Origin of the sequence: Nakamurella flava, assembly GCF_005298075.1 — a bacterium.
Classification (GTDB): domain Bacteria; phylum Actinomycetota; class Actinomycetes; order Mycobacteriales; family Nakamurellaceae; genus Nakamurella; species Nakamurella flava.
In genome coordinates, this window is the sequence record NZ_SZZH01000001.1 from 1,618,527 (window position 1) to 1,637,187 (window position 18,661).

16 protein-coding genes are annotated in these 18,661 nt (G+C 72.8%); 5 read left to right on the top strand and 11 right to left on the bottom strand.

All coding sequences use genetic code 11. From position 1 onward, the window contains the following. Position 1 precedes the first annotated feature (1 nt). The gene (hemB, locus tag FDO65_RS07350) at positions 2 to 1,012 is read left to right on the top strand and encodes a porphobilinogen synthase (RefSeq protein WP_240757475.1); all 1,011 of its coding nucleotides are present in this window, start codon (positions 2 to 4) and stop codon (positions 1,010 to 1,012) included. Between the two features lie 44 nt (positions 1,013 to 1,056). Continuing rightward, positions 1,057 to 2,511 (top strand): glutamate-1-semialdehyde 2,1-aminomutase, encoded by a 1,455-nt coding sequence (gene hemL / locus FDO65_RS07355; protein ID WP_137448699.1) that lies wholly within the window; start codon positions 1,057 to 1,059, stop codon positions 2,509 to 2,511. A 44-nt stretch (positions 2,512 to 2,555) separates the two neighbouring features. On the opposite strand, the gene FDO65_RS07360 is transcribed toward hemL, so the two are convergent. After that, on the bottom strand, positions 2,556 to 3,239 hold the full coding sequence (locus FDO65_RS07360; RefSeq protein ID WP_137448700.1) for a DUF6891 domain-containing protein: 684 nt from the start codon (positions 3,237 to 3,239) through the stop codon (positions 2,556 to 2,558). A gap of 81 nt (positions 3,240 to 3,320) precedes the next feature. Between FDO65_RS07360 and FDO65_RS07365 the strand changes: the two genes are divergently transcribed. After that, positions 3,321 to 4,091 carry a DUF6319 family protein gene (locus FDO65_RS07365; RefSeq protein ID WP_137448701.1) on the top strand — a complete coding sequence of 257 codons (771 nt, stop codon included), beginning with the start codon at positions 3,321 to 3,323 and terminating at the stop codon, positions 4,089 to 4,091. Positions 4,092 to 4,104: 13 nt separating this feature from the next. On the opposite strand, the gene FDO65_RS07370 is transcribed toward FDO65_RS07365, so the two are convergent. Further along, complete coding sequence (locus tag FDO65_RS07370) at positions 4,105 to 4,761, bottom strand: flavodoxin family protein (protein ID WP_137448702.1); 657 nt, start codon at positions 4,759 to 4,761, stop codon at positions 4,105 to 4,107. An 87-nt stretch (positions 4,762 to 4,848) separates the two neighbouring features. Further along, the gene (gene aroQ, locus FDO65_RS07375; RefSeq protein ID WP_137448703.1) at positions 4,849 to 5,541 is read right to left on the bottom strand and encodes a gamma subclass chorismate mutase AroQ; all 693 of its coding nucleotides are present in this window, start codon (positions 5,539 to 5,541) and stop codon (positions 4,849 to 4,851) included. 296 nt (positions 5,542 to 5,837) lie between these two features. On the opposite strand from aroQ, the gene FDO65_RS07380 reads away from it, so the two are divergent. Next, positions 5,838 to 7,157: an FAD-binding oxidoreductase gene (locus FDO65_RS07380; protein ID WP_420847525.1), complete on the top strand. Its 1,320-nt coding sequence runs from the start codon at positions 5,838 to 5,840 to the stop codon at positions 7,155 to 7,157. Here the strand turns inward: FDO65_RS07380 and FDO65_RS07385 are convergent. From FDO65_RS07385 to FDO65_RS07395, 3 genes are all read right to left on the bottom strand, one after another. Continuing rightward, a complete protein-coding gene (locus FDO65_RS07385; RefSeq protein ID WP_166442076.1) occupies positions 7,147 to 9,546 on the bottom strand; it encodes a ComEC/Rec2 family competence protein in 2,400 nt (799 codons plus the stop codon). The genes FDO65_RS07380 and FDO65_RS07385 overlap by 11 nt on opposite strands. A gap of 122 nt (positions 9,547 to 9,668) precedes the next feature. Further along, positions 9,669 to 10,421, bottom strand: coding sequence for a ComEA family DNA-binding protein (locus tag FDO65_RS22095; protein ID WP_166442077.1), 753 nt, complete (start codon positions 10,419 to 10,421; stop codon positions 9,669 to 9,671). A 460-nt stretch (positions 10,422 to 10,881) separates the two neighbouring features. Then, complete coding sequence (locus FDO65_RS07395; protein WP_420847526.1) at positions 10,882 to 12,135, bottom strand: RtcB family protein; 1,254 nt, start codon at positions 12,133 to 12,135, stop codon at positions 10,882 to 10,884. Positions 12,136 to 12,443: 308 nt separating this feature from the next. On the opposite strand from FDO65_RS07395, the gene FDO65_RS07400 reads away from it, so the two are divergent. Beyond that, positions 12,444 to 14,042: an MFS transporter gene (locus FDO65_RS07400; RefSeq protein ID WP_137448707.1), complete on the top strand. Its 1,599-nt coding sequence runs from the start codon at positions 12,444 to 12,446 to the stop codon at positions 14,040 to 14,042. 143 nt (positions 14,043 to 14,185) lie between these two features. Here FDO65_RS07400 and FDO65_RS07405 read toward each other — a convergent pair whose 3' ends face one another. From FDO65_RS07405 to proB, 5 genes are all read right to left on the bottom strand, one after another. Beyond that, a complete protein-coding gene (locus FDO65_RS07405) occupies positions 14,186 to 14,833 on the bottom strand; it encodes a histidine phosphatase family protein (protein WP_137448708.1) in 648 nt (215 codons plus the stop codon). Beyond that, on the bottom strand, positions 14,830 to 15,306 hold the full coding sequence (rsfS, locus tag FDO65_RS07410; RefSeq protein WP_137448709.1) for a ribosome silencing factor: 477 nt from the start codon (positions 15,304 to 15,306) through the stop codon (positions 14,830 to 14,832). The genes FDO65_RS07405 and rsfS overlap by 4 nt, the downstream gene beginning before the upstream one ends. Next, on the bottom strand, positions 15,303 to 16,034 hold the full coding sequence (nadD, locus tag FDO65_RS07415) for a nicotinate-nucleotide adenylyltransferase (RefSeq protein ID WP_137449598.1): 732 nt from the start codon (positions 16,032 to 16,034) through the stop codon (positions 15,303 to 15,305). Before nadD ends, rsfS begins: the two co-directional genes overlap by 4 nt. A gap of 86 nt (positions 16,035 to 16,120) precedes the next feature. Next, positions 16,121 to 17,467: a glutamate-5-semialdehyde dehydrogenase gene (locus FDO65_RS07420; RefSeq protein ID WP_137448710.1), complete on the bottom strand. Its 1,347-nt coding sequence runs from the start codon at positions 17,465 to 17,467 to the stop codon at positions 16,121 to 16,123. After that, the gene (gene proB / locus FDO65_RS07425; protein WP_166442132.1) at positions 17,464 to 18,609 is read right to left on the bottom strand and encodes a glutamate 5-kinase; all 1,146 of its coding nucleotides are present in this window, start codon (positions 18,607 to 18,609) and stop codon (positions 17,464 to 17,466) included. The genes FDO65_RS07420 and proB overlap by 4 nt, the downstream gene beginning before the upstream one ends. Between the last annotated feature and the right edge of the window lie 52 nt (positions 18,610 to 18,661).

Genomic DNA, 18,661 nt, shown 5'->3' on the forward strand with positions numbered 1-18,661 from the left:
CGTGACCACCACCCCGGTCCCCGCCCCCGCCTTCGTTCCCGCCGACCGTCCCCGTCGGCTGCGCCGCACCCCGGCGCTGCGCCGGCTGGTCGCCGAGACCCGGCTGGATCCGGCCGATCTGGTGCTGCCGATGTTCGTCAAGGAGGGCCTGACCGAGCCGTTGCCGATCAGCGCCATGCCCGGGGTCGCCCAGCACAGCCGGGACTCACTGCGCCGGGCCGCCGCCGAAGCGGTGACGGCGGGAGTGGGCGGCCTCATGCTGTTCGGCATCCCCACCGTGCGTGACGCGGTCGGGTCGCAGGCCACCGAACCCGACGGCATCCTGAACGCGGCGCTGCGTGATCTGCGGTCCGACCTGGGCGATTCCACCGTCCTGATGGCCGACCTGTGCCTGGACGAATTCACCGACCACGGCCACTGCGGGGTGCTCACCCCGTCCGGCGCGGTCGACAACGACGCGACCCTGGTCCGGTACCAGCAGATGGGGGTCGCCCAGGCCGCGGCCGGCGCCGATCTCGTCGGCACGTCCGGGATGATGGACGGCCAGGTGGCCGCCGTCCGGGCGGCGTTGGATGCCGAGAACCACCTCGACACCGGGGTTTTCGCCTACGCGGCGAAGTACGCGTCCGCCTTCTACGGCCCGTTCCGGGAGGCGGTCGACTCCGCCCTGCAGGGTGACCGGCGGACCTACCAGCAGGACCCGGCCAACCGGCGGGAGGCGGCTCGGGAGGTCGCTCTCGATGTCGCCGAGGGCGCCGACCTGGTGATGGTCAAACCGGCGATGAGCTACCTGGACATCGTGCGGGACGTCGCCAACGACCCGACGGTGAACGTCCCGCTGGCCGCGTACCAGATCTCCGGCGAGTACTCGATGATCGAGGGCGCCGCCGACCGCGGTTGGATCGACCGGGACCGGGCCATCCTGGAGTCCCTGACCTCCATCCGCCGGGCCGGCGCGCAGATCGTGCTGACCTACTGGGCGACCGAGGTCGCCGGCTGGTTGCGCGCGTGACCGGCGGACCAGACGACGATCAGCCCGGCCCGAGGAGAGACCACATGAGCGACACGACACCCACCGGTGCGGCCACGGCCGACGAGATCCACGAGAGCGCCCCGGCCGAGACCGACCAGGTTCCGACCGATACGGCGAAGGCAGCGGCCCGGTCCGACGAACCGGTCCCGGCCAGCGCCGCCCTGTTCGCCCGGGCCTCGGCGGTCACGCCGGGCGGGGTCAACTCGCCGGTACGGGCCTTCCGTTCCGTCGGCGGCACCCCCCGGTTCATGCGTTCCGGTCGCGGCCCGCACATCACCGACGCCGACGGCAACACCTACGTCGACCTGGTCGGGTCCTGGGGTCCCATGATTCTGGGCCATGCGAATCCCGCGGTGCTGGAAGCGGTGTCGGCGGCCGCGGCTCGCGGACTGTCGTTCGGGACGCCCGGTGAGGGCGAGGTCGCCCTGGCCGAGGCCATCGTCGATCGGGTCCCCGGAGTGGATCGGGTCCGCCTGGTCTCGTCCGGCACCGAGGCGACCATGTCGGCCATCCGGTTGGCCCGCGGGTTCACCGGACGACCGAAGATCGTCAAGTTCGCCGGGTGCTACCACGGTCACGTCGACGCCCTGCTGGCCTCGGCCGGTTCCGGCGTGGCCACCTTCGCCCTGCCCGACTCGGCCGGGGTGACCGCCTCGACGACGGCCGAAGTGATCGTGCTGCCCTACAACGATCTCGACGCCGTCCGCGCCGCCTTCGCCGAGCATCCGGGTCAGATCGCCGCCATCATCACCGAATCCGCCGCCGCCAACATGGGTGTCGTCCCACCGCGGCCCGGCTTCAACGCAGGACTCGCGCGGATCGCCCACGACGACGGCGCGCTGTTCATCATGGACGAGGTGATGACCGGGTTCCGGGTCAGCCGGGCCGGCTGGTACGGCCACGAACGGTCGGTCGAGACCTCGGTGAGTGCGGTCGGCACCGCCGATCAGCCGTGGGTCCCGGACCTGTTCACCTTCGGCAAGGTCATCGGCGGTGGCCTACCGGTCGGCGCGTTCGGCGGGCGGGCCGACGTCATGGCGATGCTCGCCCCGAACGGACCCGTCTACCAGGCCGGCACGCTGTCCGGGAACCCGATCGCCACCGCGGCCGGGTTGGCCAACCTGACCGGCTGCACCGCCGACGTGTACGCCCACCTGGACCGGACCGCCGGCACCGTCGGCGATCTCGTCGACCGGGCCCTGGACGAGGCGGGGGTGCCGCACCGGCTGCAGCGGGCCGGCAACCTGTTCTCGGTGTTCTTCACCGACGCCGAGGTGCCGGATTACGACGCGGCCCGCACACAGTCGACCGCCGCGTTCGCCGCCTTCTTCCACGGAATGCTGGAGGCCGGCGTGTACCTGCCGCCGTCGGCGTTCGAGGCGTGGTTCGTCTCGGCCGCGCACGACGACGCGGCGCTGCAGACGATCGCCGACGCACTACCGGGGGCCGCTCGCAAGGCGGCGCAGGCCCTGGGCTGAGCCCGCCCGTCGGGGGGCCGGCATCGACGTTCGGCCGGCCGGGGTCAGGACGGAAGGGGTTTGCGCCAGTCGGTGACGAGCACCCGGATGCGGTCGTCCGGGTCGCCATCCCACTCGACGGTCAGCCCGTGGTCGCGCAACGCCGTCGCCACGATGGTGCCCACCTCAGTGTCGGTCGCCACCCGCACGCGTCGACGGGCATCCTCGTCGCCGGCACGGGCGGCCTGCAGCAGGGCCGGATCGAGACGGGGGCTGGCCCGGAAGGCGCTGTAGCTGAGGAACAACACCGCGGGGACGTCGCCGAGCCGTTCGGCGTCCTGCTGGTGGAAGAAGGTGTACGCCCACTCCCGCCACGGGTACTGGCCGCCCCCGGGATCCGGCGTGCGCTCGTCGTCGATCTCGTCGGTGCCGCAGTTCTGACAACAGGTGAAGTTCATTCGGGCGACCACCCCCTGCCGTCCGAGGTGCGCGAACGCAGCGGCCAGTCGGTCGTGGTCCCCCGATCCGCTCCACGTCTGCTGCTCCACGGTCCGGTCGTGCCACGCCCGGTCGACCGCGGCGGCAGGCCCGGGATCGGACTCGCCCAGGCCGGACTGGTCGCGCACCATCTCGACCGCGTCAGCCCGGTCGACGAAACCGGATCGGATGATGGCCTCGGCCAATTCGAGCAGCGCAGGATCCGGCGGGCCCGCGGCCGGTTCCGGGCGTCGACGGCGCAACAGTCCCATCGGGCCATGGTGCCACCGGTCTGCGCGGGCGAGCGGCCTGTCCGGGTCTGACTGTCGGTGGCGGATGGGAGGATGCGCCGCATGCCTCCCCGCCGACGGACCACCGCCCCCGAGCCCCTCGACATCGACCGGCTGCGCGCCGATCTCGCCGCGGGCAAGACCGTCCGGGTGGCCATCGCATCGTCGGCCCAGTTTCCCGACGGGGCCTCCGGACGGGTGCGCGGGGTGGGCGACCCGGACGTGGTCGGTGCGGAATTCGTGGAGGTCGAGGTGACGGTCAACGGCGTCAAGGACGTCGTGCCGTTCGCGCCCGCCGATTTGGCCCCGCCCACGGCGCGCCGCCGGCCGGGCCCAGCCGACCAGTCCGGCGAGCCGGCACCGGCGCCACTCCCCGCCCAGCGGACCCCCGCGGCGGTCGCGCCGTCTCCGGCGCTCCGTCCGCTGCCGGCCGCGCCGCCCCCGCCGCCGCTCACCCCGGAGCGCGTCGACCCGAGCCCGGCCACCGCCAGCGCGAAACCTGCGCCGGCCCGGCGGTCGACCGCTGCCGCCCGCCCGGGCAAGGCCATCAGCGTCACCGTCGCCACCAGCGACGCCGATCCCACCGCCTGGCGGGTGGAGGCGCGCATCGGCTCCCGGGTCGTCATCAAGCCGACGCCGATCTCCCCCGCCCGGGCCTGGGATCTCGTGCAGTCGTTGGACAACGAGCCACTCAGCACAGCCGTCGGCGCGGTGCTCGAGCAGCACCGGCAGGCCACCCAGGCCCGAGCCCAGGCCCTGGCCGCCGAATTGCAGGCACTGCAGGCCGAACTGGCCGCACTTCCGGCCGCCGGTGACCCGCCGGCGGCCGGCTGACCGACGACGGGGTTCAGCCGGTGGGCAGGTAGGGCTTGCTCTTGAGGAGGCCGGCCAGATGGGCGGCGTTGGCGGCGGCGGCGACGGTCGCCGCCGCCGTCTTCTCGGGTGTCTCGTCGAGGTCGTTGTAGTCGACCGTGTGCATCGCCTCGCCGTTCCAGTACGTCACGCCGGCGGCCGGCAGGGTGAAGCCCACGTCGTTCAGTGCCTGCATGAGGTCGGCGGTGATCTTGTGGGCGCCGTCCTCGTTACCCACGACGACCACCACGGCGACCTTGCCGTAGGTCTGCAGCCGACCCTGCTCGTCGGTCTCGGACAACTCGGCGTCCAGTCGCTCCAGTACCCGGTGGCACACGCTGCTGGCGTGACCCATCCAGGTCGGGGTGGCCAGCACGAGGATGTCGGCCGCCATCAGCTGGGCCCGGATGCCGGGCCAGGCATCCCCGGCGCCCATGTCCAGCTCGACCCCGGGTTTGACGTCGTGGTCGACCACCCGGACGACCCCGGCGGTGGTGACGCCGTGGCCGGTCAGGGCGTCGAGCACCTGGGAGGCGAGCAACTCACTGCTGGACGGGGCCGGTGAGGGTTTGAGCGAACACACCAGGGCGAGCGCGGACAGCAACGGTCTCTTCGTGTCTTCGCTGGCGGCAACGGGGTTGGTGGTGGTCATCGCACGTCCTCTCGAAGGTGGCGTGCGTGCGGTACCCGAGTCGGCCGGGGCCCGAAACCGCCCCGCCCGGCGATCGTTCGTCGTTCGTCAGCCGTCGCAGAGGTGGGCCACGGCGGTCGGCAGTGCGGCGCGGCCCGCGTCCGACGCCGGCGGGGGCACGGAGGCGACATCGTCGGCGAGGAACTTCGCGCAGCCCGAGTCGTCGCGGTAGTCCTGCACGGCCGCCAGCGCCGGGACCAGGTCGGTGGTGATCCGGTCGAGGACCGGGCGTACCTGCGTGGCCAGGTCCGGCGCGGTGGTGGGTGGGGTCCCCGACCCCGCGGTCCACCCGTCGAGGATCTGCTGCTGGGCCTGTTTGTTGGCGGTGATCTGGTCGCCGAACACGGCGGTGACGTAGTCGAGGTCGGCGCCGACCTGTTCGGCGCGTGCGGGGGCCGCGGCGAGGACCACCGCCTCCCGGGCCGGGTCGGTCACCGGCTGCTGGGTGACCCACTTGGCGGCGGCGACGGTGTCGGCGGTGTCGAGTCGCTGCACCATCAACGCCAACACCGGATCGAAGGCGCCCTCGGGCGGGACGTCGGCCGGTGTGGGTTGCCCGGCGGGAACCGCCGTCGGAACGTCCGGCGACGACGGGGGCGTTCCGCTCGAAGTGAGGGACGCCGGAACACCGGACGTGGCGGAGGTGGCGGCCACGCTGCCCCCGCAACCCGTGGCCCCGGTCGTCACCAGCGCCGCCCCGAGGACGGCCACCACCGCATGCCTCGTCCGTCGTCCCGCCATCAGCCGAGGGTGACCCCTCGTCGACGGGCGCGGGGGTCGACGCACCCAGGTTTCCCCGATCGGGCGCCCGCATCCGGCGAGGCGCCGCGTGGTCGGCCGGGATCATGAGGAGGAGCCGCGGACGGGTGGCGACACCGGATCTCGCCAGTCGGACAGGATCGGCGCACCTCGCGGTCGGCGCGGCCTATGGTGATGTGATGACGGAGACAGTCACCGCCGACCTCCGACCCGCCGCCCCGACCGCCCCGGAACGCCGGGCCGCCGTCGCCGAGCTGGCCGCGTCGTTACCCGAGGGCATGGTCGTCACCGACCCGGACATCCTGGCCGGGTACCGGCAGGACCGGGCCCAGGATCCGGACGCCGGCACCTCCCTCGCCTTGGTCCGCCCGACCACCACCGAGCAGGTGCAGACCGTGGTCCGATGGTGCGCCGCGCACGGGGTGCCCATCGTGCCGCGCGGAGCGGGCACCAGTCTGTCCGGTGGCTCGACCGCCGTGGACGGCGCGATCACGCTGTCGACGGAGAAGATGCGCGCCCTGACCATCGACTCCGCGACCCGCACGGCCGTCGTCCAGCCCGGCCTGTTTAACGCCGAGGTCAAGGCCGCCGCCGCCGAGCAGGGCCTGTGGTATCCGCCGGACCCGTCGTCGTTCCAGATCTGTTCCATCGGCGGCAATGTCGCCACGAACGCCGGCGGACTGTGCTGTGTGAAGTACGGCGTCACCACCGACTACGTCCTCGGGTTGCAGGTGGTGATGGCCGACGGCCGGGCGCTGCGGCTCGGCGGCAAGCAGTTGAAGGATTCGGCCGGTCTCCCGCTGGTCAAGATGTTCGTCGGCAGCGAGGGCACGCTCGGCATCATCACCGAGATCACCCTGCGGCTGCTGCCGCCACAGGCCCCGGCGTGCACGGTGGTCGGCAGCTTCGCGTCCGTGCACCAGGCCAGTGAGGCCGTGCTCGCCATCACCGCCCAGATCCGCCCGGCGATGCTCGAGTTCATGGACTCGGTGGCCATCAACGCCGTCGAGGACCAGTTGCGGATGGGCCTGGATCGCAGCGCCGGGGCCCTGCTGGTCGCCCAGTCGGACGCCGCCGGTCCGGCCGGCGCGGCGGAGATCGCCCTGATCGAAGCGGCGTTCACCGAGCACGGGGCCACCGAGGTGTACGCGACGAGCGACCCGGAGGAGGGTGAGCAGTTCGTCGTGGCCCGCCGCATGGCCATCCCGTCGGTGGAGAAGAAGGGGTCGCTGCTGCTCGAGGACGTCGGCGTGCCGCTCCCGCAACTGCCCGCGCTGATCGACGGCATCGCCGAGATCTCCCGCACCAACGACGTCGTGGTGTCGGTGATCGCGCACGCCGGCGACGGCAACACCCACCCGCTGCTGGTCTTCGATCCCACCGACCCGACCGAGCACGACCGGGCGCAGCTGGCTTTCGGGCAGATCATGGATCTGGCCATCGCTCTCGGCGGCACCATCACCGGAGAGCACGGTGTGGGTCGCCTCAAGAAGGGCTGGCTGCCGGACCAGGTCGGCGCGGACGTCATGGAGCTCACCGCGACCATCAAGCGCGCCCTGGACCCGCAGGGCCTGTTCAATCCGGGTGTCATTCTCTGACCGACACGGTCGTGATCACGCCGTCGGGTCCCCGCACGCGGGTGCCGAGGCCGCCGCCGGCCGGGTCGACGACCACGGCCGCGTCGCCGTGCAGGTCGGTCCGCAGCACGGTTCCGGTTCCGGCGGATGCCAGCGCGGCCAGCAACTTCGGGCTGGGGTGTCCGTAGTCGTTGTCGAGACCGACGCCGATGACGGCGATGTCGGCGTCGACGGCGCGCAGGAAACGGTCCAGGGTGCGGGCCGATCCGTGGTGCGGGATCTTCAGCACGTCGGCCCGCAGCGCCTCCGGGGACCGGAGCAGGGCCTGCTGGGCCGGCGGCTCGATGTCCCCGGTGAACAGCATCCGTCGTCCGTCCATCTCGGCCCGCACCACCAGGGAGTCGTTGTTGGGGTCGGACTCGGTGCCGTGGAACTCACCAGTCGGTCCGAGCACGGTCAGCGTGAGCGCTCCGACCCGATAGGTGGAGCCCACCGGTGGGGTCGACACGATGCTGCCGGTGACGTGGGCGGCGGATTCGATGGCGTGCCAGGTCCCGGCCGGGTCGCGGCCCGGACCGGTCAGCACGGGGCCGACGAGCCGGCCGTCCAGGGCTCCGGCCAGGCCGGCGACGTGGTCGGCATGCAGGTGGGTGAGCATCAAGACGGCGACGGTGGTCACGCCGAGGCGGTCCAGGCAGGCATCCATCACCACCGGGTCGGGGCCGGTGTCGACGACCACCGCGGTCCCCGGATCCCCGGTGGACAGCACCATGGCGTCCCCCTGGCCGACCTCGCAGGCGACCAGCAGCCACCCCGGGGGCGGCCAGCCCACACCGACGACCTTCACCGGCAGGAGCACCCCGAGGACCCCGACCAGGGCGGCCAGGAGCAGGTGCCGTGGTCGGCGGCGCCGGAGCGCCGCCACGGCCCCCAGGAGCAGCATCACCAGGACGGTGACTCCGGCCGGGGTCGCCGGCCAGGGCAGGGCGGCGACCGGCCAGCGGGCCAGGGTGTGGGCGACGGTGGCCATCCAGTCCAGCAGCCACCCCGCGACGGCGACGAGCACCTGGGCCGCCGAGGGCCACCAGGGACCGCACAGCGCGGCGGCCATGCCGACGAGCAACGCCGGAGCCACCACGGGCGCGACGAGGACATTGGCCAGCACGCCGACCAGCGAGATCGACCCGCTGATGGCGACGATGACCGGAAGGGTGGCCAGCTGGGCGGCGACCGGGATGCACAGGAGCTGGGCCCACCCGCGGGGCACCCCGCGGTAGTGCAGCGCGGCCACCCACCACGGGGCGACGAGCACCAGTGCACCGGTGGCCAGTACCGACAGGGCGAACCCGGCCGACCGGGCCAGGGCGGGTTCGACGAGCAGCAGGAGCAGCACGGCACCCGCCAGGGCCGGGACACCGGTCCGGCGACGGCCGCTGAGCAGTGCGACGACGGTGACCAGACCCATGACGGCCGCCCGGAGGACGGACGGTTCCGGGCCGACCAGCACCACCAATGCGATCACCACGGCCAGGCCGCCGAGGGCGGCCACCCGGGGTCCGGCCGCGCCCAGCAGCAGGACGGCCAGCCCGCACAGCAGCGCGAAGTGCGACCCGGACACGGCGAGCAGGTGGGTCAGACCGGCGGTCCTGGCGTCGGCGTCCAGGCGGTCGTCGATGCCGCCGGTGTCCCCCACGACCAGTCCCGGCACCAGGCCGGCCGGGTCGGGCGGCAGCGCCGACGCGTGGTCGCGCAGCGTCGACCGCACCGCGCCCGCGGCCTGGTACCACCAGGGCGGCGCGCTCTCGGGTCGCGCGTCCCGCCGGGACGTCAGGGTGGGGGGAAGGTCCGCCCGTGCGGGGGACGCCAGCCGGCCGCTGACCGAGATGGCCTGCCCCGGCAACAGAGTGGCCCACGTGGGACCTCGCCCGTAGACCGTGACGGGACTGTCCAGCTCCGCCCACTCCACCCCGGACACCCGACCGGCGTGCGCGGTGATCGTGACGGCCCAGCGCTGCCCGTCGCCGGCCGCCCCGGAAGTGGACCCCGGCCCCGCTGTCGGGTCCGCGGTCGGGCCCGCCGCCGAGTTCGCAGCCGGGTCGGTGAACCGCGAGGCGACCGGACGGGGGTAGCCGTCGACGGTGCCGGCGACACTCGCCGATCCACCATCGGCGGCGGCGACGCGGAGCGGGTCGGCCGCCCGTTGCGCCGAGTGGAGACCGGCGACGAGCAGGCCGGTCAACAGCCCGAGAAGGGCAGCCAGCAGGCCGGCCCGCCACCGGGGTCGGCGGACGGCCAGACCCAGCAGCACCGCCGCCGCCCCGGCCGCAGCGATCACGGCCGGGGGGCCCGGCGGACCGCCCGGCGGGACGAGCAGGCACCCCGCCCAGGCGGTGAGCGCGATCGGGACCAACCGGAGATCGGGCGGATCCGGTCGATCGTCGTCGGCGCACCCGGGGCTTGCGCTCCTCGCCCCGTCGCCGTCCGGATCGGTCGGCGCCGGGTCGGCCGACGGGATCCGGGTGCCCCCGACGGTCACGCGACGACGACCAGCTCGGCCAACTGCGCGTACCGGGCCGGGCCGATCCCGGAAATCTCCTGGAGCTGCTCGATCGAGGTGAACGGCCCGTTCTGCTCCCGCCAGGCGACGATGTTGCCGGCCATCACCGGTCCCACCCCGGGCAGGGTGTCCAGCTCGGTGACGTCGGCGGAGTTCAGGTCGATCCGCGCACCACCCGGACCCGCCGAGCCGAAACTGCCGGTGGCATCGCTCGCGGCCCCCGCCCCGGACACCGCACCGCCGGTGCCGGTCACGATGACCGAGGCCCCGTCGTCCAACCGGGCGGCCAGATTCAGACCGGTCACGTCGGCGGCCGGGGCCAGTCCGCCGGCGGCGTCGATCGCCGCGGCCACCCGGGATCCGGCCGGGAGGGTGACCACTCCCGGCCGGATCACGAGACCGGTGACGCTGACGATGATCTCGGCATTCGCAGTGGTCTCGGTCGCGGCGAGTGTGCCGGTGCGCGCGACCGGATCGCTCGACGGTGGACCGGACGGTGACGTCGTGACCCGGTCGGTGGCCGGGTCCTCGGCAACGACGGACACCGTGGCCGACGACGCCGGCTGCGGCCGGTCGCGCCAGACTCCGACGGCGGTGATCGATGCCGCCAGCGCCGCGACCAGCAGCAGGGCCATCAGGCCCCGACGACCGGGATCGACGCGGGCCCCCTGCAGCGCCTGCGGTACCCACAGCTCCGCGGACCGGGCGAACCGGCGGCGCAGCAGCACCCGCCACCGGGGTGCCGCGCGGCGCCTCCGAGGTGGGTCCGGGTCCGCGTCCGGAGTCTCGTCCCCGCCGCCGAGGGCAGGGTCGCCTTCGCCCGGATCGGTCAGCCGTGAGCTCGCGTCAGCCGGCCGACCCGGCCCCGGGGCGGCGTCGACCCCGTCGTCGAGGGCACGGCCGTCGTCCGGAACCCACCCGGGCGAGCCGCCCGTCATCGAGGGCGGCGCAGCCGGACCCGCGCCAGTCACGGCCGCCGGTTCCGCGACCCCACCGGCACCAGGGGTCGGCCCGGCACCGAGCGACCGCATGCGGTCCAGCCGCTGCCATGACTCCGAGGTTCCCTGCACGGCCAGGACGGTAGGAAGGAGGCCGATGTCCCGGCCACCTCCACCGGTCCGCTGTGGACACCGGCCACGGGATGTGCACAGCTTCCCGTAGCCGGTGTCGCACTGTCGGACCCGACGATCAGTCGCCCTTGACGTTCACGATCTGCCGCAGCGTGTGCCGCACGGTCACCAGATCGGCGGCGTCGGCCATCACGACGTCGATGTCCTTGTAGGCCTGGGGTATCTCGTCCAGGAACACGTCACTGTCCCGGAACTCGATGCCGCGCATGGCTTCCCGAAGCTGGTCGTGGGTGAACGCCCGCCGCGCGGCCGACCGGCTGTAGGCCCGGCCGGCCCCGTGCGGTGAACTGCACAGCGCCTGCTCGTTGCCCAGGCCCTCGACCACGTAGCTGGCCGTCCCCATCGATCCGGGGATCAGCCCGGCCACCCCGCGGTGCGCGTCGATGGCGCCCTTCCGGCTCAGCCACACCCGCTGCCCGAGGTGCTCCTCGGGCACGGTGAAATTGTGGTGGCAGTTGATCCGCTCCACCTCGTCGACCGGCGCGGGCGCACCCCCCGGACCACCCAGCCACCGACCGAACTCGGTGACCACCCGGTCCATCATCTCCTCCCGGTTCAGCAGGGCGTAGCGCTGCGCCCACTGCATCTGCGCGATGTATGCGTCGAACTCCGGGGTGCCTTCGGACAGGTACGCCAGGTCCCGATTGGGCAGGGTGACCCCCTCCCGCTCCATGATCTTCTTGGCGATCGCGATGTGCCGCGAGGCGATCCGGTTGCCCACCCCCCGGGACCCGGAGTGCAGGAACAGCCAGACGGTGTCGTCCTCGTCGAGTGACACCTCGATGAAGTGGTTGCCCGATCCGAGGCTGCCCAGCTGGTACCGCCAGCTCGCCGCGTCCACATCCGGGTCGAAACCGGGCCGCGCGGCTAGGTTCTCGAGCTCGGCCAGCCGCGGCTCGGCGGTGGCCGCGATCCGCTGGTTCCGGCCGCCGGCCGACAGCGGCACGGCCCGTTCGATCGCGGTCCGCAGCCGGGACAGCGGGTGACCGGCTGCCACGACGGCGTCGACGTCCGCCTTGGCGTACCGGGTGCGGACCGCGATCATTCCGCAGCCGATGTCCACTCCGACCGCGGCCGGCATGATCGCGCCGACGGTGGGGATGACCGACCCGACGGTCGAGCCCTTGCCCAGGTGGGCGTCGGGCATCAGGGCCAGGTAGGGCGCGATGAACGGCATGGTGGCCGTCTGCTCGGCCTGCGCACGGGTCGCCGGCTCCAGCAGGGATGCCCAGTTGAGCAGCTTGTCGTTGATGACTTCCGGTCCGGTGGTGCCGGCCGGCGGGTGCGAGGTCTCAGCGCTGTCCTGCGACAGGCTGACGACCTCTTCGATCTCGTTCACGTCCTCGTCCGATGTTCTGGCCGGAACCCGCACGGGGCCCGGCAATGTCGCGCGGATCCCGGGCCCGCGCAATGAGCCGGACCAGTGTGGCTGCCGCCGGTCGAATGCGCCCGTCATTAATCGACCGCGGCAGGGCGGCCGGCGTACGGCCGCACGCCTCGTCCCACTGACGGTCTTTCGTATGAGCCCGGTGCGATATACCCGATATGCGACGGCGGCGGTGTCATCCTGACGCCCGATGGTGGCCACTCGGACCGCCCGTCGGAAGGATCGGTCGTTCTATGAGCACTCCCGCTTCGGGCGTACCCGGGACCATCGCCAGGTCGAAATGGCTGGCCCTGACCGCGATGATGTTCGCGGTCGCCATGACGTTCATCGACCAGACCATCGTCGCCATCGCGGCGCCGGACGTGCAGCAGGAACTGTCCCTGTCCTCCGGTGGCGTCACCTGGATGGTCAATTCCTACATCCTCGCCCTGGCCGCCGGTTTCGCCCTCGGCGGCCGCATCGCCGACGTCCTCGGCTCCAAGCGGGTCGTCCTTATCGGCATCATCGGTTTCGCCGTCTCCTCGGCGTTGTGCGGGGCCACCCCGGCCTCGTCGCTGGCCGAGCCCTGGCTGATCGTCTTCCGCGTCACCCAGGGTCTGTCGGCCGCACTGATGATCCCGGCGGCCCTGGCCGTGGTGGTGGCCGCCTTCCCGGTCGGTGAACGCGGCAAGGCGCTGGCCATCTTCTTCGGCGTCAGTGGCGGACTCACCGCCGTCGGCCCGATCGCCGGCGGCTACCTGACCCAGTGGACGTGGCGGGCGATCTTCTGGATCAACCTGCCCATCGCCCTCGTCGCCGTCGTCCTGACGATCGCCGCCGGCATCCACACCAACGCCCGCCGCGAACCGATCGACTGGCCGGGTGCCTTCCTGGTCGCCCTCGGCATGGCCCTGTCCGTCCTCGGTTTCGAGCAGGCCCGCAGCTGGGGCTGGGACAGCCCGTGGACGTGGGCGTGCATCGTGGGCGGGTTGGCCGTGCTCGTCGTGTTCGTCCGCTACGAGCTGCGGACCCCCCATCCGCTGATCAAGCTGCAGATCTTCCGGGGTCGGGCGTTCGCGGTCGACAACGGGGTGTTGTTCTTCTGCATGGTCGCGTTCATCCCGGTGTTCTTCTTCGCCAGCGTCTATTCGCAGGTCTCGCTGGGCTACGACGCGAGCAACGCCGGGCTCTACCTGCTCTGCGTCTTCGCCGGGTTCGCCCCCGCGGCGCAGCTGGGCGGCAGGATCCTGGACGAGCGGGGACCGAAGCCGGCGCTGCTGCTGGGTGGCCTGGTCGGCGCCGTGGGTTTCACCCTGTGGGCGCAGAAGATCACCGACCTGTCGCTGGGCGACCAGTGGTGGGCGATCGTGCTGGCCGGGGCCGGGATGGGTCTGCTGGTCGGCCCGGCGAGTACCGACGCCACCAACCGGGCCATCGACGCCTCCTACGGCGAGGTCACCGGCATCACGCAGACCGTCCGCAACTACGGGTCGGCGCTCGGCCTGGCCGTGCTGGGCACCGTTCTCGGACACGTCTTCTCCCGGCGCCTGACTGATTCGCTGACCGGGTTCGGGGTGCCGCCGGAGCAGGCCGCCCAGATCGCGGCGGGCGCCTCGGACAGCACGAGTGGTCGTGCGGCCGCCGGGACCGCCTCCGACATCCCCGCCCAGGTGCAGGCCCAGATTCAGTCCGCGGTGTCCGCCGACTTCGCCCTGGCGACCCAGTGGGTGCTGTACGGGATGGCCGTCGCCCTGGGGGTCTGCTTCCTGCTCGCGTTGCTGCACCCCGGTGACCGGGTGGTCGACGCTTCCGGCCAGACGAGCAGCGGCAAGCCGACCCCGGCCGCCGCCTGACCGATCCAATGCGCAAGAGCAACCGACCCCCGCGACCGCGCCCGTCTCCGGGCGGCGCGGGGGTCGGTCTCCACCCTCCCCAGGGGGCCTGTCGGGCGTCGGCCCGCGATCAGACTACCTGAGAATTGTTCTCGTTAGCGACATCAGGTGCCGGCGACCTGGTCCTCGCCGTGGGGTAGCACGACACCGCCGAGACCGGCGTTGTAGGAGTGCAGTCGCCAGGCGCCCCGGTACCGGTGCAGGACCACCCAGTGGCAGTTGCCGATCCCGATGAGCGTCGACCAGGTGGTGTCCGGCAGATCGAGCAGCAGGCCGGTCAGCCCGACAATCGTGCCGCCGTGGGAGGTCAGCAGCGCACGCTGCGCGTCGCCGGCGTCCAGTTCGTGGACCACCTCGATGGCGCGGGTGGCCACCTGGCGGCGGGACTCGCCGCCCGGCGGGGAGGCGTCGGGTGAGGTGGTCCGCCACGCGTCCCACTCGGCCGACCAGTCCACCACGACCTCGTCCCGGGTCATGCCCTCCCACTTGCCCATCGACGTCTCCCGCAGGCGTGGGTCGACGGCCACCGGCAGGCCGGTGACATCGGCGACCGCACCGGCGGTGTCCCGGGCGCGGCGCAGATCGGAGCTGACGATCACGTCCGGCCGCAGGGCGGCGACCGACGGGGCGGCCTGGACCGCCTGCCGGCGTCCGGCGGCATTCAGGTCGATGTCCCGGTGACCCTGCAGTCGTTGCTCGGAGTTCCAGTCGGTCTGGCCGTGCCGCAGCAGGATCAGGTGTTCCAGCGTCACCGGTCGGTACCCTCCACAGCCTGCTCGTCGTCCGCCTCGACGCTGGGCTCGTCCTGCTCGTCGCCGGCCCCGTCCACGGACGCTCCGGCCTCCGGCGTAGCCCCCTCGGGCAGCGCGGCGTCGACGAACGGGATGGTCGGGCAGTCCTTCCACAGCCGATCGAGGGCGTAGTAGACGCGTTCCTCGGAATGCTGGACGTGGACCACGACGTCGACGTAGTCCAGGAGCACCCAGCGTCCGTCGCGCTCCCCCTCGCGGCGCACCGGCTTCTCCCCGGCCTCACGCATGGCCTCCTCGACGGCGTCGACGATGGCGCCGACCTGGCGCTCGTTGGTGCCGGTCACGATGACGAAGCAGTCGGTGATGGCCAGTCGGTCGGAGACGTCGACGATCGAGATGTCGGCCGCCTTCTTGTCGGCCGCGGCCTGCGCGGCCACCTGCGCGATCGACAGGGCACGGTCAGTTGCGGTCATGAGATGTCCTTCGTTGCAGTGAGTGTCGAAATCTGGGCGGCCCCGGGCGCGGCCTGGTCGACCGCGCTCTCGCCGGCCGGGCCGCCGTCGCCCGCGTAGAGGCCGTGCTTGGCGATGTACTGCACCACCCCGTCCGGCACCAGGTACCAGACCGGTCCCCCGGCCTGCACCCGACGGCGGCAGTCCGTGGAGGAGATGGCGAGGGCCGGCACCTCGATGAGCGTGACCGCGCCGGACGGCAGATTGAGGTCGGAGAGCTGGTACCCGGGCCGGGTGACCCCGATGAAGTGGGCGAGGTCGAACAGTTCCTCGTAGTTCTTCCACCCCATGATGGCCGCGAGCGCGTCGGCCCCGGTGATGAAGAACCAGTCCGCGTCCGGCTCCTGACGACGCAGATCGACGAGGGTGTCCCGGGTGTAGGTCGGCCCCGGCCGGTCGATGTCGACCCGGGACACCGTGAACCGGGGGTTGGACGCGGTGGCGATGACGGTCATCAGGTAACGGTGCTCGGCGACCGTGGTGCCGGTCTTCTGCCAGGGCTGTCCCGTGGGCACGAAAACCACCTCGTCCAGCGCGAACCGGTCGGCCACCTCGGAGGCGGCGACCAGGTGTCCGTGGTGGATCGGGTCGAACGTGCCGCCCATGACGCCGATCCGCCGGCGCGGCCGGCCACCCGCCGCCCGGGATCCGAGCGACCAGACCCCACCCGGACGGTTGCCGTCCGCCATCACCTGCGGCGACAGCGGCAGACCGGAGGCGACGTCGTCGTGGGCCCGGCCGTCGATCCCGTCGGCTCCGCCCCCCGTCGGCGCGATCACGAGGACGCCCGCACCTGACCCGCACCGGTGACCACGTACTTGGTACTGGTCAACTCGGCCAGACCCATCGGGCCCCGCGCGTGCAGTTTCTGTGTGGAGATGCCGATCTCGGCACCGAACCCGAACTCCCCGCCGTCGGTGAACGCGGTCGAGGCGTTGACCATGACCGCGGCGGCGTCCACCCGGGCCACGAACCGATCGGCCGCGGCGAGCGAGCCGGTGACGATCGCCTCGGTGTGCCCGCTGCCGTGCGCCGCGATGTGCGCGACCGCGGCGTCCAGGTCGGGCACCACGGCGGCGGCGATGTCCAGCGAGAGATACTCGGTGTCCCAGTCGGTCTCGGTGGCCGGGACCACGGTGGTGGCGTCCGGGACCAGGGCGGCGAACGCCGCGTCCGCATGCACGGTGACGCCCGCCTCGGCCAGGGCGGCCACCGCGGCCGGCACGAACCGTTCGGCGACATCGGCGTGCACGAGGACGTTCTCGGCGGCATTGCAGACCGAGGGACGGCGGGCCTTTGAATTGATCAGCAGTTCCAGCGCCATGTCCAGGTCGGCGGCCGCGTCGACGTAGACGTGGCAGTTGCCCACCCCCGTCTCGATGACCGGGACGGTGGAGCCGTTGACGACCGCCTGGATCAGACCGGCACCGCCCCGCGGGATGATCACGTCGACCAGGCCGCGCGCGGTCATCAGGTACTTCACCGACTCCCGGTCGGTACCCGGGACCAGCTGGACCGCGTCGGCCGGCAGACCGGCCCGCTCGGCCGCCGCCGCCAGCACGTCGACCAGAGCGCGGTTCGAGTGGTAGGCCGAGCCGGAACCCCGCAGCAGGGCGGCGTTCCCGGACTTCAACGCGATACCGGCGGCGTCCGCGGTGACGTTGGGGCGGGCCTCGTAGATGATCGCGACGACGCCCATCGGCACCCGGATCTGTTGCAGGCGCAGACCGTTGGGCAGCACCGACCCGCGGACCACCTCACCCACCGGGTCGGGCAGCGCGGCGAGATCGCGCAGACCACCGGCCATCGCGGTGACCCGCGGACCGGTCAGGCGGAGGCGATCGATGAGCGACGCGGGGGTGCCGGTGGCTTCGGCCGCCGCGACGTCCTTGGCGTTGGCCTGCAGGATGGCATCGGCGGCGGACTCCAGCGCGTCGGCCATGGCCAGCAGCGCCGCGTCCTTCGCCGCCCGCGGTAGCACCGCGAGATCGGCGGCGGCGGCCCGGGAACGGCGAGCGGCGGCCAGCACGTCCTCCCGGGTGGCGGCGCCGGATCCCGGTTCGACCGCGACCGCCGGGGAGCCCACGGCGGCGCGAGGTTCGCGACTGTCCAGGACGGTCATGACGGCACTCCTTCGGCAGACGGGACAGCGATCAGATCGTCGGCGTGCACCACGGGGTGCCGCAGGCGGTCGGGCAGAGCGGACAGGGAACGCCCCATCATCTCCGGCAGTTCGGCGGCGTCGTGCCCGACGAAACCGCGGGCGACCACCCGGCCGTCGGGATCGAGCAGATCGACCACGTCACCGGACTCGAAATCACCGAAGAAGGCGGTGATCCCCGCGGGCAGCAACGACTTGCGCCGACCCACGACGGCGGCGACCGCGCCGGCGTCCAGGCTCAACGAGCCGGAGGACGTCGCCGCGTGCTGCAGCCAGAACATCCGCGCGCTGGTGCGTCGTTCCGCCGGGGCGAAGGCGGTCCCGACCACCGGGTCGGCGACCAGCGCGGCGGCGGCCTGCTCGGCCGACGTCAGCAGCACCGGGATGCCGGCACCGGTCGCCGTGAGCGCCGACGTCAGCTTGGACTCCATGCCCCCGGTCCCGACGTCGCTCCCCCGCTGGGCGACGCCGACACCGACGAGTTCCGCGGCATCGGCGACCTCGGGGATGGGGCGGGAATCGGGCAGCCCGGGGTGGCCGGTGTAGAGGGCGTCGACGTCGGACAACAGCACCAGGGCATCCGCACCGACGCAGTGCGCGACCAGTGCGGCCAGCCGGTCGTTGTCGCCGAACCGGATCTCCGCCGTGGCCACCGTGTCGTTCTCGTTGACCACCGGCACCACCCCGAACGACAGCAGCTTGCCGAAGGTGCGCTGGGCGTTGCGGTAGTGCGCGCGGCGGACCACGTCGTCGCTGGTGAGCAGCACCTGGCCGACGGTCAGATCGTGCCGGCCGAACGAGTCCGCGTAACGCTGGGCCAGCAGTTGCTGGCCCACCGAGGCGGCCGCCTGCTGGGTGGCCAGGTCACGGGGACGACGACGCAGGCCCAACGGACCCAGGCCGGCCGCAATCGCACCGGAGGAGACCAGGACCACCTGCGAGCCCGCCCGGACCCGGGCGGCCAGCGCGTCGACGAGGGCATCGAGCCGGGCCTGGTCCAGACCGCGACCGGACCGCCCGGCCGAGGCCGAGGTCAGGGACGACGAACCGACCTTGACCACGATGGTGCGGGCGCGACCGATGGCCACCCGGGTCCCCGACAGGGGCACCCCGTCGGCCGCGACACCGTCACGGCCGCGCGACGCGGTGGCCACG